This is a genomic window from Paenarthrobacter sp. NPDC089714 (assembly GCF_044748905.1).
GTDB lineage: Bacteria > Actinomycetota > Actinomycetes > Actinomycetales > Micrococcaceae > Arthrobacter.
The window spans coordinates 216,182-233,503 of the sequence record NZ_JBIVGX010000002.1 but is presented as its reverse complement, the minus strand read 5'-3'; the positions used below and the strand labels follow the sequence as shown (position 1 = coordinate 233,503).

Below are 17,322 nucleotides of genomic sequence, written 5' to 3'. Positions count from 1 at the left end.
TGGTTCGTGCGTGAGCCGTGACTGGCGCAGGCTTAGGCGCTGGCGCGTTGCTGCGGGGCGGCGACGTCCGCAAGGACGCGCGTGAGGACCACCTCGGGGGTGGCACCGGAGAACTCCGCCTCCGGATCCATCACCAGTCGATGGGTCCACACCACGGGGGCCAGTTCCTTAATATCGTCCGGCAGGACGAAGTTCCGTCCCTGGCCGGCAGCCCAGACCTTGGCCGCGCGGACCATGGCCAGTGCGCCACGGACAGAAACACCCAGGCGGGTCTCCGAAGCGTTGCGGGTTTCCTCGCAGAGCCGGGAAATGTACTCCAGCACTGCGGTGTCCACGTGCGTGGTGGCCGCGAGGTCGGCCATGTCCGCAACGGCCTGGGTGGTGATGATGGCCGAGAGGTCCCGCGAACGGTCCTTGAGGTTGGAGCCGCCCAGCAACCGCACGGTGGAGGCATGGTCCGGGTAGCCAATGGAGGTCTTGATCAGGAAGCGGTCCAGCTGTGCTTCCGGCAGGCGGTACGTGCCTGCCTGCTCGATCGGGTTCTGGGTCGCCAGGACCATGAACGGCCGCCCGGCGTCGTACGTGGTGCCGTCCACGGTGACGCGGGACTCTTCCATGACCTCGAGCAGCGCAGACTGGGTCTTCGGCGAAGCACGGTTGATTTCATCGGCCAGGACGATGTTGCTGAAGACCGGGCCCTTGTGGAACTCGAACTTCTGGGTCTTCTGGTCGTAGATGGTCACACCCGTGACGTCCGAGGGCAGCAGGTCGGGGGTGAACTGGATGCGGTTGTGCGAGCCCTGGACGGTGGCCGCGAGGGCACGGGCCAAGGAGGTCTTACCGGTTCCCGGGGCATCCTCGAAGAGCACGTGGCCTTCTGCCAGCATCGCCGTGAAGGTCAGCCGGATGACGTGTTCCTTGCCCAGGACGGCCTGGCCCACGTTGGCAACGAGCTTCTCGAACGTCTCTGCAAACCACGCGGCCTGCTCGTTTGTCATGGTCATCGGTTGATCCTGTTCATTGTGTGGGTGTTCGGATGAAGTTGTTTGGCGGACTGGGGCAGCATCAGCAACCACCGGGCCTGGGTCCACTGAGGTCCACGGTGGTGGACTTCACGAACCAGCCTGGGTGGCTTCCCTCGGTCACGCGGTACCAGGGGGTGCCGTTGTTGTAGATGTCCTTCGTGCAGTTGACGTTCAACTTGCCCTCGGAACGGGACACCCAGCCAACACCGCACGATGGTCCGCTCGGGTTGTACGTGTCCGCTTGGCCCGGCTTTCCGGGGCACGTGTTGTTGTGCACCAGAATTTGCGATGGTGTGGGCGGTGGAGGCGGAGGCGTTGGATCGTCGCCGCTGGTGGCGTTGGCACTGCCTACGGGACCGGCAACGACCGTCACGGCACGCACCCGCAGGGTGTGCTGCTTGTCCCAGCCTCCGCCTCCGGCATCGAACCGGTTGGCTTTGCCCACACCCGTCCAGCCGCCGCCGTCCAGGCTGACCTCGTAGTGGTCCAGCGGGCGGCCGTTGGTGGCCGGGTTGTTCCAGGTCCAGTGGACCTGGCCGTCGCCCTTGGCCGACTTGCCGCCGTTGACGTTCGGTGCATTCGGTGGTCCGTACGGGTTGCCGGTACCGATCGCCTTGGCGTCGCCGGACTGGTTGTTCTTGACCGACGTCGCGATGATGTTGACCACCACGTTGGTGCCGTTGGGCTGGCCACCGATGTCCCCACCGCCGCGGCCGATCGGGCCGGAACCCGAAGCCGTCTGCCAGCGGTAGGTGATCTCGTTGTCCTGCGAACCGTTGCGTTCGGCAGCCGTCAGCGGCGTGAAGGTCACGCGCAACTGCCCGCTTGTACCGGTGGCAGCTACCGAGCCGCTGCCCACGGTCCCCGGCTTGCCCGCGGCGCGGATGGCAGCGGACTGCTGGCTGACTCCACTGACGCCTGCCTTGTTGGTTGCCGAGACCGTGAAGGTGTAGTCCGCCTCGGAGTTGGCAACGGTCACGTTCTGCGACGTCGCTGCCACCGATTGGGAACCCACGACGGCGCCGCCGCGGTAGGTGGTCAAGGTGTAGGCGGACACCGGGTCACCGTTGTTGTTCGGTGCCGCCCAGCTGACCCGCAACTGACTTTGGGTGCCCACCGATCCAGCCCCCGAGACTGAGGGCGCGGACGGCGTCGCCGGAATTCCGGCAGGAGTCTCGGCAGCAGAGTACGGGCTCCACTCGGAAGGCTCCTTGGCGTCATTCCTCGCCAGTACACGGACCTTGTAGGCCACGCCGTTGGTCAGTCCCTTCCAGACATAACTGGAACCGGTGAGGTTTTGGATCTGCGCGTTCTGTCCGGCGGGTGCCGGTGAAATCTCCAGGTCGTAGGACTTGACCGGGGAGCCCTTGCTGGCGGGCGGAACCCAGGCCACGGACAGTTGCTTGTCGCCAAACTTCAGCGACGGCGCCACCGGGGTGTCCGGCTTGACGTCCGGCCGGACCTCGGCCGAGACCGGCGACCTTTCGGACTCGTTGATGGCGTTGGTTGCCGTCACCGCGAAGTGGTACTTCACGTTGTTGGTCAGGCCCGTCAGCGTACAGGTGTTCGCGGGGCAGTCCTGCTTGAAGCCACCCTCGCCGTACACGGTGTATTTGGTGATGGGTGAGCCCCTGTCTGCGGGCGCAGTCCACGTCAACAGCGCTGTCTGGTCGCCCACGCTTTGGGCCTGCGGGGTGGTGGGCGCTGCCGGCTTGTCCTTCACCGTCAGGCGGACACGGGCCGTGGCATAGCGCGACAACTCGCCGGTCTTGTCCGAAATGGTGTACGCCACCACCATGGTCCCGGTGAAACCGCCGGCCGGCGTCACGGTGACGCTGTCGCCCCCGGGCTCGGCCGTGCCTTGGCCGGTTTCCACAACGGCGGAGACGATCTTCAAGGCCGTGTCCGGGAACGGGTTGGAGTCGTTGGCGAGAACGTTGACAGTGACGGGTTTTCCGGACTGGGCGTCCGGTTCCACGTCATCGTTGGCCACCGGCTTGGGACGGTTGGACGCCGTCAGGGTCAACTTGTAGTTGGCGATCGCCTCCAGCCCCCGGCGGTCCTTGGCCTTGACCTGTACCGTGCCGCTTTGACCGATCTGGACGGAGTCGTCGGCGGAGACCTTGAGGGTCTTGCCGTCCACACTGGCCCGGAAGCCTCCCGGCACCGAACCGGCCAGCTCGTAGCCCATGTTCGGCACGTCATCGGTGTCCGGATCGGACGTGAGCTTTCCCAGGTCCAGGCTCGCCGAATCGCCCTTGGGCACCTCGACGTCACTGCCCAGGAGTTCCGGCGGGTTGTTCTTGTTCGGATCGGGCAGCACCTTGGTGCGGATACTCAGCGTGGCCTTCAAACCGTTGGGGTCGTCGGGTCCGCTGCCGTCGGTGACCTCGAAGCTGATGGAACCGGGGCCAACGTACTCGGCACCAGCCGTGTACTTGATGGCCGTTCCGTTGTTGGCGATGGGATCGCTTCCGTCCCCGCCGATCAGCTTGATGCGGTCGGCCTGGGTGAGCCGGGGCGACTTCCCGTCACGGACCTTGACCCACTCGGCGAGGTTTACCGTGACGGACTGGCCGGAGACCAGTTCAATGACCTCGTCCTTGGCGAGCGTGGGAACCTGCTGTCCAACGCCGGGGACCCAAATGATGGCCGTGGACTTCTGGCCGTCGACGTCCTCAACGGTGTACGGCACAAGCTGCGGCTGCTCAGTGAGCTCGACAATCACGTTGCCCTCGGAGCCTGGCCGTGCGGTGGGAACGTCGGTGCTGACTTTGAGGTTCTCCCCCACGCCGTCCGGATCCTCGTCGTTCTTGAGCACCGGCACGTCCACGGCCGTCTTGCCCAGGGTTTGGGCGGACGTGACGCGGTCGTCACGGGCAATCGGCGCCTGCAGCGGAATGTCGTTCTTGACGATCACCCTGATGCTCGCCTGCCCCACGGCGTCGCGGTCATCGGCCACGGAATAGCGGACATTCACTGTTCCTTCCACCGCCGGAGCGGTGACCAGGATGCGCCCACTGGTCTTGCTCACGTGGGCGTCGAGGGACTTGTCAGCCTCGATGCTGTCCGTGAGGATCCGGATGGGGTCGCCGTCGGGATCGGTGTCGTTGGCTGTCGCGTCAACGGCGATCTGGCGTCCCGGGCGGACCTTCACTTCATCATCCACGGGGGCGGGCTTTTGGTTGTTTTCGCCCCGGGGCGCAACACCGACGGTCACTGTGCCTGTGTTGACCGCGCCCTGGCGGTCCACCACCTTGTAACGGAACGAGTCGGTACCCGCGCCGTCACCGGCGGCGACGAAGTCGATGAAGTTGCTTCCCGCCGTCGCGGTTCCCATGGTGGGGGTGCTGTCGATGCCGGTGAGCTGCACCGAGTCGCCGTCAGGATCGATGCCATCCAGCGGTACCGGAATCCGCACCGTTCCTCCGGCCACCACGCGGGCCGTCAGGTTCTGCGGTTGCGGGCGCGAGTTCTGCGCCCCTTCCAGCGGAAGGATGTGGATGGTCACGGCCGCCGCGCTCTTCTGGCCTTGTGGGTCAACCGCGTTGTAGATGGCGCGCACGGTCTTGGGCGTGGGTCCTGCGATGAAGCGCAACGTGTTCTCGGAGACGAACGCCTTGCCGTCCTCCTCCACGATGTTCTGGGCCAGGACCGGATCAACCTTGAGCTCTTCGCCCTGCGGATGGGTGTCGTTGTCCAGCACCGGAATGGTGACGACGTCGTTCACGCGCACGTTGACCTCGTCGGGTTTCGGCTGGGGAGCTTCGACGACGGCGGGAGCCGGCACCGGAACGACGCCCACTGTTCCGGTGGCCGAGGAACGGCCGTTGGACATGGTGTAGCTGAAGACGAACGGATCCTTGGAACCCAGCACATCCGTGACGCGCAGGACGCTGTGGTCGATGACGCTGACCGAGGCTGTGGACCCGTCCGGGACCGTCACCGACTGCAGCACAAGGACGCCACCGGATGGATCGGAGTCATTGGCGAGCGGATCCACGAGTACACTGCCGCCCACCGGGAGCAGGGCGACGTCGTGAACCGCCACCGGCGCGCCGGAATCCTTCCCGGACTCCACGTCCACGCGGATCAGGCCCTGGCTGCTTTGCGGGCCATTGCTGGCGATGTACGTCAGGTACACCGGACCGGGAGTGTTGCTCTTGAACGTAAAGGTGCCGCCATCGGTGATGGCGCCCAGCTCGGCCTGGCCTGCCGCCTCCACGTGGGCCACGCGCAAGGCACCGCCGTTGGGATCCACATCGTTCTTGAGTGGCGAAATCACCAGGTCCTGGCCCACCACTGCAGTGACGTGGTCGGCATTGACCACGGGAGCGAGTGCGCCCGGTGGCTGCACGTTGACCACCACGCGGCCGGTGGTGGTAGCCCTGCCGTCCCACACGGTAATCGTCACGTTCTTCTTGCCCGGCGCCGCGCCTGAGTCCTGGTAGGTGAGCAGGCCGTCGCGGCGGACCTTGACCTGGTCCTGGTCATTGTCTGCCTTGGCATCGAGCAGCACCAGGTCGTCGCCGTCGGGGTCCATCCAGTCGGTGAGGATGTTCTGGCTGACCGATTTGCCCTGCTCCACCAGCATGGTGGTGGGCTCGGCACGCTTGAAGAACGGCGGCTTGTTTTCCTCCGGTCCAACCACACGCAAGGTGACCTTGCCGCCTGCGGAGAGCCCACGGCCATCGGAGGCGTTGTAGTCGAAGGTCTCCGTGCCCGGCTTCGCTTCCGCGGGAACCTTGATCTGGAAGGCCGAGCCGCCGTAGATGCTCTCCAGCGCGCCTGCCTTGGGACCGTTGGCGCCGACTGCGGCGGTGAGAACGTCGCCGTCGGGGTCCGAGTCGTTGTCCAGGATGCTCAGGATGGACGTCCGTCCGGGACGCACGCCGAACTCGTCCGGCTTGGTTTCCGGTGGCCTGTTGGGCTTGGTGCGGTCCGGCAGGACGTTGATGGTGTTGTTGTCCGCGGATTCTTCGTCCTGGTCGTTGGACTGGTTCTTCGGCGGGACAACGTCGTCCCAGTTGTTGACCAGCTGCATGTTCTGGTTGACCAGCCACACGCTGCCGGAGTTGACGTCGTTCAGGACCACCAGGTCACGGTTGACGCGGAAAACGTAACTTGGCGAAGCACTTGCCTTGGGGACATCGTTCTTCTTGTCGTCAGCGTCGTTTTCACAGTCACGGACGTACTTGTTGGCACCGGCCCACGCAGCGTGGACGCACTTGTTCACCTGTACGGGAGCCGCCGGAACGCCTTCGCCCCCGGCGGCGACCGTATCCGCCGTCGAGCCGTCAAGCGGTTGCTTCAGCAGCGCCTTCCGCGTGGAGATAGCCACGAAGCCGCTGTCCCCGCCGCTCTGCTGGAGCTTGGCTTCGCGGGCGTCCTGCAGGTTGAGTTTCCGCCCGCCGGGCAGGAAGAGGTTGCCGGACGCTGCATCGAGGACTACCGGTTTGTCACCCACCACCGTGAGTTGCAGGTCCCCCGCGCCCTTCAGTTCGTCCACTCTGGTGACGTCCGAGGTGGTCCGCTCACCGTTGGCATCAACGGTGGTCACCGTGATTTCGCCCTTGCCCGGATCCGCGGTGTAGATCCGGTTGTCCTGGCCTACTGCCGAGACCATGCCCTGGGAGCCGGTGAGGACCGGCTCGGTGCCTTCTTCGTCGAAGCCGTTGACGGTGGAAGGCGAAAGCGCCCACACCTTGCCTTTTGCGGGGTCGGTCACCGAGAGGACGGTGGAACCATAACTGACCCGCGAGGACGACGGGAGCTGCTTGTCGCCACTGAGCTTCAGGTTCGCTGCGGACACCTGGTTGATGGTGGAACCGGACTCGTCGTCCACGAAGACGTTGCCGTCATGCTGCAGGACGTCAAACGTGGTGCTCGCAGGCGTCACGGCACCATCGAGGACGCGGCTGGGATAGTTCAACCGGCCCACCGCGTTCTTGGTCTTGCTCACCACCCACACGCCGCCGTCGTTCAGGTCCACCTCGGTGGTCTTGAAGCCCGGGTACAGCACGGCGAACGCCACAAGCACTGCCCCGGCCGCGGTCACGGCTGTGGCAGAGACGAGTTTCTTGTTTCGACGCTTTTTCAGCCAGTCCTTGCCGAAGAAAGAAGTCACAGCCCCAAAATTCCCTTTGTGTTCAAGTTGCGCGAAGCAGCTTCCAGGCCAACCGGCAGGCGCCGGCAGCCAGACATTCCGCAGTACCCCCATACAGCGGCGGAATTTTCAGTGCCTAAGAATATCCCACACGCCACACGGCCATCCATGGGAACCCGATACCGGGCTCTCCATTGGCTTTGACAGCATACTGTCTTCGCAGCAGGCGGCGCGATGGGTACAAGTACCCGACGTAACGGCGGGGCTTGGCTCTGCAACCATGGGGTCAGCGTCAGCATCGGGGCGCTCCGAGGCCTGCTGGATCGCCCAGGTACGTGTGACCTGCAATGATGTACCGGCCAACGTTGCGGTAGGAACCGGATTCGATCCGCCACCAGCGCTGCATTCCTACCCAGCCGTCCGTCTGGTCGATGTAACAACGGACGACGATTTGCCCTTGGTCCGAGGTGTACATCCACGGAGGCTGGTTGCCGCCCTTGCCGTCACAGGTGTACTTGTTCGGATCGTAGTTCGATCCACCAAGGGTGTAGCTGCACGAGCGTTGCACAGCACCCGGGTTCATGGTGGTGGTCCATTCCCCCTTCTTGCCGGACTTGGCGCTGGCGCTGGCCACCGGTCCACCTTGGCCCAGGGAGTTGAACGTTTGCACGTCAATGGTCCGGGTCTGTTCATAGCCGCCGGTGTTGATGGTCCTGCTGCCCGAGGCCGCCACGGTTTCCCATCCTCCGCCGTTGATGCGGATCTTGGTGGTCCGGACATCGTTGCTTGCTGAAGACGGCGAAGACCAATTGAGGGTTACCGATGGATCATTCATGGCACCATTCGTACCCGACGCGGACGGCGTTCCCGGCGCCCCATACGGAGTGGCTGATGCCGGCGCACTCGCATCCGAACTCGGCGCCACCGACGACTGCGCCGTCACTGTGATGTTGCTGGCCTGTCCATTGGCGAAGCCACCCACGGTCTGGCCTGGCTGGATGGGTCCGGATTGTCCCGTGCTGGCACGGTACGTGTAGCTGACCTCGCTGGCGCTCGAGCCGTTGCGCTGGGCCTGGTTGAGCACTGTGAAGTTGATGGTCACTTGTCCGCCCGCTCCCCCGGTGTTTGCCGGGGTTGCACTGACGTTGCCCACGGTTCCCAGCTTGCCGGTGGCCCGTCGCGGGGCGGATGCGGCACTGACCCCGCCCTTCCCGGCCTTGTTCTCGGCCTGGACCGTGAACGTGTACCCGGTTTCGGAGTTGTTGGCGGTAAACGTCGCGGTGCGGACGCTGCCAGCCACCGTCTGGGTTTGCGGGCTCCCACCGCCACCGCTCATGGTGACGTAGTAGTTCTTGATCGGGTCACCGTTGATGTCCGGCTCGGTCCAACTGGCCCGGAGCTGGTTTTGGGAGCCAACGGAAGACACGACGGCGGTGGTCGGCGCCGCGGGTGCGCCGGGCAGTCCCGCCGGGTGGTCTTCGGCGGAATACAGGCTCCAGTCCGAAGGTCCGAGGTCGTTGACGGCCTGCGCCCGCACCTTGTACTTCACGCCGTTCGTGAGGCCCGGCCAGGTGTAGCTGAGCCCGGTCACGTCGTTCTTCACCGCGATGCCGTTGGCAGGGGGCGGCGAGATCTCCAGGTTGTAGTGCTTCACCGGCGAGCCCTCGGTCTTGGCGGGGGTCCAGGTGATGGCCAGGTCCTTGTCGCCTGCTTTGACCGTGGGCGGCGCGGGCGGCGAAGGCTTTTCGTCGGGCCTGATCTCGTTCGAGGCCACCGAGGCTGGGGAATCCCCCACGTCGTTGGTGGCGGTCACGGTGAAGACGTACTTGACGTTGTTGGTCAGCCCGGTCAGCGTACACGTGGTGGTGGGGCATTCCTGCTGGAAGCCTGCCGACTTGACGGTGTACTTGGTAATCGGCGCGCCATTGTCCGACGGCGGCGCCCACTTGAGCACGGCAGTGCGGCTCCGGACGTCGGTTGCCGTCGGTGCCGATGGCGCGTCAGGTTTGTCCCGGACGGTGATCCGGACCCGGCCAACGGCCTGCCGGCCAGGATCGTCCGTCTTGTCCTTGATGGTGTACCTGACCACCAGCACGCCCTTGGACCCGGGAGCCGGGGTCACGGAAATCGAGTCCCCGGATATGGACGGCTGCCCGGCGGTTGAACCCGTCTCGGTCACGGCCGAAACGATCGTGAGCGGTTCGCTGAACGGGTTGAAGTCGTTGCCCAGCACGTTGACCGTTTGCGGCTTGCCGGCATCGGCCTTGTCCACGGTGTCGTCATTGGCCACCGGCTTGGGGCGGTTGGAGGACACAACCGTGACAGTGACGGCTGCCTTGACGGGCTCGGACCGCCCGTCGGTGACGCGCAGTGGAAGGACGCCGCGAGCGCCCGGGTTCAGGGAGCCACCCGGAGTGACTTTCAGGACAGTGCCGTCAATGCGTGCGTCGAAACCGCCCGGCTGCTGGCCGTCGAACTCGAACTTGAGCTTGCCCTGGTCCTGCTCATCCACGTCTTTGGCAAGATTGCCCAGTTCCAGTTCGGTGGTATCGCCCTTGGGCGCGTCCATGGAGGCTCCGCTGAATGTTGGCGGATGGTTGGCGTTCGGGTCAGGAAGCACCTTGGTGATGATGGTCAGTGTCGATTTCAGGCCCTCAGAGTCGTCAGGCCCTGAACCATCGGTCACTTCGAAGGTGATGGAGTCCGGCCCCACGTAGTCTGCCTGCGCTGCGTAACGGAGCGCCGTGCCGTTTCCGGCAATGACATTCAGGGGGTCGCCGCCCTGGACTTTGATGGCGTCCGCAACGGTGATCCGGGGGCTTCGACCTTCGCGGACCTTGACGTAGTCCGCCAGGGACAACGTCACTTCCTTGCCGGCGGTCACCTCCACCACATCCGTCTTGGCCAGCGTCGGGTACTGAAGCCCCTGGCCGGGAATCCACATGACGGCAGTCGCGGACTGTCCGTCGATGTCCGTGACGGTGTAGGGAATCAACTGGTCCACGGGAGCCAACGTGACCACCACGTTGCCGGACGTTCCCACCCGCGCGTTCGGGTTGCCGTCCGGAAGGGAAATCTTCAGGTCCTCGGCCACGCCATCGGGATCGGAATCGTTCTTCAGCACCGGCACATCCACGGCGCTCTTGCCGAGCGTTTCCGCGAGCGTCACGTGGTCGTCCACGGCAATGGGGGCGTGCAGGGGTGCAGTGGCACTGGTCTGCACACGGATCACGGCGCTGGCTTCGGCTTTCTTGTCATCCTGGATCCGGTAGCTGACACTTTCCACCCCGGCCACGCCAGGCGCCGTCAGGACAGCCTTGCCGGCGGCAGCCTCTACCTGGAGCTCAGGCTTGGCCTCAAACGTGGGCACCAAGGCGATGGGATCGCCGTCGGGGTCTGAGTCGTTCTTGAGCACATCGACGGCGACGCGCCGTCCGGGACGGACGTCGATGACGTCGTCCACGGCGATCGGCTTCTGGTTGTCCGCTTCCGCGGGGGCGATTCCTACGATCACGGTGCCGGTGTTCTCGGCCCCGATCCTGTCCCGGACACGGTAGCTGAAGGTGTCTGTTCCGGCCGACTTTCCACCGGCCGTGTATTCGAGGTACCCGTCCCGGAGGATGGCTGTGCCAAGGGAGGGTGCCTTGTCGATCCCGATCAGCTGCACCGAGTCGCCGTCGGCATCGATGCCGTCCAGCGGAACGGGAACCCGCACGGTCATCCCGGCAACCACCCGCGCCGTCAGGTTCTTCGGTTCAGGACGGGTGTTCGCAGCATCGTCGCGGGCGCGGATCCGGATGGTCACCTGCTGGGAACCCGTCTGCCCGGACGCATTGCTGACTTTGTAGATCGCATAGACCGTCTTGGCCTCTTCGCCGGCGATGAACCGGAGCGTCTTGCCGGCCACGAACATGCGCCCATCCGCTTCGTCCGGCTGCTGCGCCAGGACGGGGTCCAGGGTGAGATCGCCCCCGTTGGGGTCGGTATCGTTCTCCAGCACGGGAATGGTCACCACGTCGCCGGCACGGACGGTGACTTCGTCCGGCTTGGCCTGCGGAGCCTGCAGCTTGGTGGGCGCGGGGACCACTTGGACGGAAATGTCCCCGGTGGCCGAGGACTTCCCGTTGGAAATCGTGTACTTCAGCGACAACTGGCCCTCGGCCCGGATGTCGGTAATCTTCACCACCGAATGGTCCAGGACCGCCACGCTGACCGGAAGGCCATCGGCCGCCGTAACCGACTGCACTACCAGCACTCCGCCGGCAGGATCCGAGTCATTGCCCAGGACGTCCACAACCGTACTCCCGCCGCTGGGCAGCAAGGCGATGTCGCGAACGGCTACCGGCGCGCCGTCGCTGTTTCCGGAGACCACGTCCACGCGAACCAGTTGCTGGGCGCTCGCCGGTCCGTTGGTGACCATATACGTGACGTAGTGTGCGCCCACTGCGGCGGAATTGAACGTGAAGGTCTGCTGGTCCGGTCCCACCACCGCAGTGGACTGGCCGTCGGGCTGTGCCTGGGCCAGCCGCAACGTGCCGCCCTGCGGATCGGTGTCGTTCTTCAGGGGCGCGATGACAGTGTCCTGACCGGCCACGGCCACCACGTGGTCCGCGTTCGCGATAGGCGGCAGTGCCCCGGCAGCGCGGACGTCCACGCTGATCTGGCCTTCGGTGGTCAGTGATCCGTCCGAGACGGTCACGTTGATCGTCTTCCGGCCCGGACCCGCGCCGGAGTCCTGGAACGTGAGCAAGCCATCGGGCCTGATCCGGACCTGGTCCGCGGGATCGCTGCTGGAGGCCGAGACCGCAAAGAGGTCGTCGCCGTCGGGATCCATCCAGTCCGTCAGGATGTACTGGTTGGCGATCTTGCCCGACTGGACCACCAGGGTGGTGTTGCGGTTGGGTTTGGGCTGCGGAGCGTTGTTTTCTTCCGGCGGCACAATCCGCAGGTCCACCTCCGCGGACGCCGTCCCGCCACGGCCGTCGTCCACCGTGTACTTGAACGATTCCGAACCGGTGGTTCCGGCCGGGACCGCGATCTGGAAGCCGGTTCCACCGTAGACCGCGGACAACGCGCCGGACTTGAGCGGTTCTCCGGCACTGACCGTCAGGACATCGCCGTCGGAATCGGCGTCGTTGTCCAGGACGGGAAGCAACGTGGTCTTTCCGGCACGCACGCCATAAGCATCCGGTTTGGCCACGGGAGGAGTGTTGGGCTTGCTGCGGTCCGGAAGTACTGTCTGCTGGACCTCATCGGCGGAATCCTTGTCTGCATCGTCTGAGGTCTGCTGGGGCGGAATCACGTCCAGCCAGTTGTTCACCAGCTGCATGTTCTGGTTGACCATCCAGACGTTGCCGGAGTTGACGTCGTTGAGGACCACCAGGTCCCGGTTCACGCGGAAAACGTACGACGGCGATGCACTCGCCTTGGGTACATCGGCGCGGTGGCTGTCAGCCTGGTTGGCGCACTCGCGAAGGTACTTGTTGGCTCCGGACCAGGCGGCGTAGGTGCAGCTGCCCATGCGGACGGGCGCCGCAGGAATGCCCTGGCCATCGGGCTTGACGGTCTTGGCCGTCCCACCGCCCAGGGGCTGCAGGAGCAACGCACTCTTGGTAGCGATGGCCACGGCGTCCGCTTCGGGTCCGGCTTGCTGGAGTTTGGCGTCCTTGGCATCGTCCAGGTGAACAGTGGAGCCACCCGGAAGGACCAGGTTTCCGTTGGCCAGGTTCAGCACCACTGCCTTGTCCCCCACGGCTGTCAGCTGGACCTCACCGGCAGCTTTGAGGGCGTCGTCGGTCCGGACCCGGGAGTCCACCGCGTTGCCTTCTCCATCCACTGTGGTGGTGGTGAGCTTGCCGGTTTTGGGGTCCAGGGTGTGGATGGCGTCGTCAGCCCCAACTATGGAGGTGATTCCCGCGGATTGTTCGATCAGCGGCTTGGATTCGTCGCTGAATCCACTGACGGATGTCGGAGAGACCGCCCACACCTTGCCCTTGGAAGGGTCCGTGACAGCCAGGACCTTGCTGCCGAAGCTCACCTTCGCGGAGCCCGGAAGTTTCTGGTCGCCGCCGAGCCGCATGTTTGCGGCACTGACGGGGTTGATGGTTGCCCCGCGCGAGTCGTCGATGAAAATATCGCCCGCTTGCTGCAGGATGTCGAAATCGTCGCTGGCCGGGACCACCGCGCCGTCGAGGGACTTGGACGGGTAGTTCAGGCGGCCGGCAGCGTTGTTGGCCTTGCTGACCACCCACACGCCGCCGTCGTTCAGGTCCACTTCGGTGGTTTTGAACCCCGGGTAGAGAATGGCGCCGGTGACAACGACAGCAACGGCCACCACCAGCGACGCTGCCCCGATGACCCTGTTGCGGCGCTGCTTTGCCGCGCTGTTTCCGGGCGCCCGGCGGCCAGGCCTCATGGACGGTGCCATCAACAATCCCCCGTGAAATTGGCAGCCGTCACCCTTCGCGCGGCTGGCTTGACGCGAACAGTCACCCAGCCTACCGGTTTAATCCATCGATTAGCGAAGATGTGATGGGTACAACTTCCCGTTCACGGCGGATCGACAGCCCGGCCGGGGACTAGTCGAGGACCAGGCCCCTGCCTTGGCCGCGGGCCAGCATCACGGGGTGGATTTCACCGAAGCCGCGCACATTTTCCGAAGCCTGCGGGACCAGCACAAAGCGCTCGTCTTGTCCCAAGGCAGCCGCCGTCATGGCATCAACCAGCACCGTTCCCGGCTGGGCCAAGCTGGTCAAACGCGCCGCCAGGTTCACCGTGGGTCCATAGATGTCACCGAGGCGGGACAGGATGCGGCCCCAAACCATGGAGACGCGGGCCTGCGGAAGAATCTCGTCCTCCGTGAACGCATGAGCCAGCGCCAGGGAAATCTCGGCACCGGCAGCAGGCGTTTCAGCGATATACAGGACTTCGTCGCCCACGGTCTTGACCAAGCGTCCGCCACCGACCGAGATGATTTCGGCGCATTTGTTTTCGAAGCGCTGCACCATTTGCGCCAGCGTCTTCTCGTTCATGCGGCGCGACAAACTGGTGTAGGACACCAGGTCGGCAAAGCCTACGGCGCGGGCCAGGGGCAGCGGAGCATCGTCTTCGTCACCTTCACGGCCTTCCTCGCTGGCCTGGAGGCCCGCTTCGGCGCGGACGGCCAGCCGTTGCACGCCGGCGTTGAGTTGACGGCGGTAGGAGTAGACCAGGATCTCCTCCAGGGAATCCACCAAGGCGGGGAGTTGGTTCACCAATTGCTTGCGGGCAACGGCATCCGGGATCCCTTGCTCCTGGACCATGTCCTCCACCAGGGCTTCGACCTGCCACACCACCATGCGGTCCGTCATTTGGCCGATGGACCTGGTCACGGAGATGGCCGCTTCCTCAGTCAGGAGACCTGCGCGGACCAGGTCAAGGATGGTCGTCAACGCGGCCTGGTCCCGTTCCGTGAAGGCCACGTCCTCATCACCCCAGTTGGGGAAACCCAAAGCGCGCCACAGTTTCCGGGCGGACAGCACGGAGACACCGGCACCGGCAGCAACTTCACGACGGCGGAGCTTGCGTTCGCCGCCCAGCAGGCGGGCCTCCAGCGACTTAATGGCGAGCCGTTCCGCGGACATCACGCCGGTCGGCGGCCCGGTGGGCACCGCCTGGCTGGGTACTGGTTCCGTGTCTTCATCCACTGAAGGTTCGGGTACGGCGTCGAACTCCTGGTCCAGGTCCTCGCCGGACTGCTGATCCTCAACGCTCATCTCTTCCACCTTCTCTCACTTCCCACGGCAATTCCTCAAAATCCGGCAGCACTTCTCCTTCGAGGACTCCGTCCCTCGGCAGATCCTCCAAGGCATCGATGATGAAGCCACGGAATTTCCCCACTTCGGGAACGTCCGCGAGGATCGTCATTCCGGAGTGCCCGGTATCCAAGGATATATTCCCCGAGTGCAAGGTCCGCTGGAGGAGGCTCTGCTGGATGCCTACATTGCGGACGGACATCAACGGAACCTGCCAGTCCCCTCGCCGCAGCATCCCGTGCTTGGCAATGATGCGGCGGCTTGTCAGGATGTAGCGCAGGGACCGCCACCGCAGGAAACGCTTGACGCTGTAGGCCAGGATCGCGAAGGCAGCGAGACCCAAGCAAACACCCATCAGCCACGGCGTCCATGCGCTGGTGATGAAGGGTGCCAGGCGCTGCGGATTTCCCTTGGCAATCCACGCAGTCGCATACCCGGCCACGGCGGGAAGAAGGATGAGCACCAGCACCGGAAAGAAAAGGGCGCGCGGCTGCTGCCGCGTGATGGTCAGCACCTGCTCCCCCGGAAGCAGTTCCTTACGCATAACCGCTTTCTGTGGCACGCAGGTGCACCACGTCTCCGGCCGTCACCACGTGCTCACGGCCTCCGTGGTCCACCACCAGCAGGGATCCATGCTCGTCGAGGCGCGATGCGTGGCCCACCAGCTCATGGTCGCCGGGCAGGTGCGCCCGGACTTCGCGGCCCAGCGTGACCATGGCCGATTCGACCCGCTTGTGCAGCGACGGTCCGCCGGCGAGTCCGGCCGCGGGGTCGCCTTCGGCGTTGCAGAAGCTCCGGTAGAGACGGGCGAAACTCGAAAGGTAACTCTTCAGCAGCGCGGTGCGGTCCGTCGTCGTGGTTCCTTCCAAGGCGAGCGACGTTGCCGTGGGGACGGGCAGTTCGTCCTCGGACAGCGTGACGTTGAGTCCCACGCCGAGGATCACGGCCGGGACCGAGCCGTCGCCCAGAGGGGTCATTTGCGCCAGGATGCCCGCGATTTTCCTTCCGTTGACCAGGACGTCGTTGGGCCACTTGATCTCCGCCGTGACTCCCGCGGTCTGCTGGAGCGCTTCGCGCAAGGCAACGGCGGCAAGCAGGGACAGCCAGGAATAGCTCTGCGTGGGAACGGGCATGCCCTCGGCCGTCACCGGACGGAGCACCATGGACACCGACACCGCCGAGCGCTCGGGCGATTCCCAATGCCGGTCGAGCCGCCCGCGCGCCGCTGTCTGGTGCTCGGCCGTCAGCACGGCCAGGTCTGCCCACTTCTTCGGCTCAACCGTCACGGCGCGCACCAGGTCGGCGTTGGTTGATCCCGTGGATTCCACGATGTTGAGCTGGGAAATGCCACTCGCTGCAAGGAAATCGGGCGACAACAGCGCCTCGCGGTCCAAGGCGGCGCGGAGCTGGGGCTCGTTCGGTTCGCGGCTTTCAGGCTGTTCGGCGTCCATAGCTGAATCCTATCCAGTTACCGGGCGCCGGACCGCTCCCCGGAGGTGTGAATCCGCTTAGAGGAAGATGTCCGGAACCAGCCGGTCTTCCGGCGCCCCGAGGCTGTACGGAGAGAAGTCGCGCACACCAGCCGCACGCAGGACTTCTTCGTCCGTATGGAAGTTTCCGGTCCCGTAGTTGCCCGCCCCGGCCAGGATCGCGTGGGCGGCGTCCGCCATGATTTCCGGCCCCCGGGCAGCCTGCACCATTTGCTGCCCACCGGGCATGTTCCGGATGGCGGCAGTATCGATCAAGGTGCACGGCCAGAGGGAGTTGACCTGCACGCCGTCGTCCTTCAACTCCTCGGCGAGCCCCAGGGTGGTGAGGCTCATACCGTACTTGGCCATGGTGTACGCCAGGTGCATGCCCGCCCACTTGGGGTCGAGGTTCAGGGGCGGGGACAGCGTCAGGATGTGGCCATGCTCCGATTCACGCAGCGCAGGCAGCGCCATTTTGGACAGCAGGAAGGTTCCTCGGACGTTGATGTCCTGCATGAGGTCGTACCGCTTCATGTCCACGGCATCGGTGCGGGACAGGTCAATCGCTGAGGCGTTGTTGATCACGACGTCGATCCCGCCAAATCGTTCGACGGCGGCAGTCACGGCAGCGGCGACGTCCTCGTCCTTGCGGACGTCCCCCACCAGGGGCAGGGCCTGGCCGCCTGCGGCGACCAGTTGTTCGGCCGCGGTGAAGACGGTCCCTTCAAGCTTGGGGTGCGGTTCGCCGGTCTTGGCCAGAAGGACGATGTTGGCACCATCGCGGGCAGCGCGTGTGGCGATGGCCAGGCCGATGCCGCGGCTCCCGCCGGACATGATGATGGTGCGGCCCTTGAGCGATCCCTGGGCGGTGTAAGGGGACGAAGCAACGTTGCTCTGAGTCATGGGGACACTCTAGCCCAGTTATGTTA

Annotated in this window: 7 protein-coding genes; all 7 read right to left on the bottom strand. The window is 65.0% G+C overall.

Going from position 1 to position 17,322, the window contains the following annotated elements; translation table 11 throughout:
• Positions 1 to 32: 32 nt before the first annotated feature.
• The 7 genes from ACIPY3_RS05520 to ACIPY3_RS05490 all read right to left on the bottom strand — a co-directional run bounded on the left by ACIPY3_RS05520 (position 33) and on the right by ACIPY3_RS05490 (position 17,296).
• Positions 33 to 1,004: an AAA family ATPase gene (locus ACIPY3_RS05520; RefSeq protein WP_400331126.1), complete on the bottom strand. Its 972-nt coding sequence runs from the start codon at positions 1,002 to 1,004 to the stop codon at positions 33 to 35.
• Between the two features lie 61 nt (positions 1,005 to 1,065).
• Positions 1,066 to 7,245, bottom strand: coding sequence for an Ig-like domain-containing protein (locus ACIPY3_RS05515; RefSeq protein WP_400331123.1), 6,180 nt, complete (start codon positions 7,243 to 7,245; stop codon positions 1,066 to 1,068).
• A 178-nt stretch (positions 7,246 to 7,423) separates the two neighbouring features.
• The gene (locus ACIPY3_RS05510) at positions 7,424 to 13,558 is read right to left on the bottom strand and encodes an Ig-like domain-containing protein (RefSeq protein WP_400331120.1); all 6,135 of its coding nucleotides are present in this window, start codon (positions 13,556 to 13,558) and stop codon (positions 7,424 to 7,426) included.
• A gap of 151 nt (positions 13,559 to 13,709) precedes the next feature.
• Positions 13,710 to 14,885 (bottom strand): adenylate/guanylate cyclase domain-containing protein, encoded by a 1,176-nt coding sequence (locus ACIPY3_RS05505; protein WP_400331117.1) that lies wholly within the window; start codon positions 14,883 to 14,885, stop codon positions 13,710 to 13,712.
• Positions 14,875 to 15,468: a PH domain-containing protein gene (locus ACIPY3_RS05500; protein ID WP_400331114.1), complete on the bottom strand. Its 594-nt coding sequence runs from the start codon at positions 15,466 to 15,468 to the stop codon at positions 14,875 to 14,877. The genes ACIPY3_RS05505 and ACIPY3_RS05500 overlap by 11 nt, the downstream gene beginning before the upstream one ends.
• Complete coding sequence (locus tag ACIPY3_RS05495) at positions 15,461 to 16,375, bottom strand: biotin--[acetyl-CoA-carboxylase] ligase (RefSeq protein WP_400331112.1); 915 nt, start codon at positions 16,373 to 16,375, stop codon at positions 15,461 to 15,463. Before ACIPY3_RS05495 ends, ACIPY3_RS05500 begins: the two co-directional genes overlap by 8 nt.
• Positions 16,376 to 16,432: 57 nt before the next feature.
• Positions 16,433 to 17,296, bottom strand: a complete 864-nt coding sequence (locus ACIPY3_RS05490; RefSeq protein ID WP_400331109.1) for an SDR family oxidoreductase — start codon at positions 17,294 to 17,296, stop codon at positions 16,433 to 16,435.
• Positions 17,297 to 17,322 lie beyond the last annotated feature (26 nt).

Excerpts from the sequence above, each read along its gene's own strand:
- ACIPY3_RS05520 (WP_400331126.1), bottom strand. The coding sequence starts at position 1,004 with ATGACCATGACAAACGAGCAGGCCGCGTGGTTTGCAGAGACGTTCGAG.
- ACIPY3_RS05515 (WP_400331123.1), bottom strand. The coding sequence starts at position 7,245 with ATGGGGGTACTGCGGAATGTCTGGCTGCCGGCGCCTGCCGGTTGGCCT.
- ACIPY3_RS05510 (WP_400331120.1), bottom strand. The coding sequence starts at position 13,558 with ATGGCACCGTCCATGAGGCCTGGCCGCCGGGCGCCCGGAAACAGCGCG.
- ACIPY3_RS05505 (WP_400331117.1), bottom strand. The coding sequence starts at position 14,885 with ATGAGCGTTGAGGATCAGCAGTCCGGCGAGGACCTGGACCAGGAGTTC.
- ACIPY3_RS05500 (WP_400331114.1), bottom strand. The coding sequence starts at position 15,468 with ATGCGTAAGGAACTGCTTCCGGGGGAGCAGGTGCTGACCATCACGCGG.
- ACIPY3_RS05495 (WP_400331112.1), bottom strand. The coding sequence starts at position 16,375 with ATGGACGCCGAACAGCCTGAAAGCCGCGAACCGAACGAGCCCCAGCTC.
- ACIPY3_RS05490 (WP_400331109.1), bottom strand. The coding sequence starts at position 17,296 with ATGACTCAGAGCAACGTTGCTTCGTCCCCTTACACCGCCCAGGGATCG.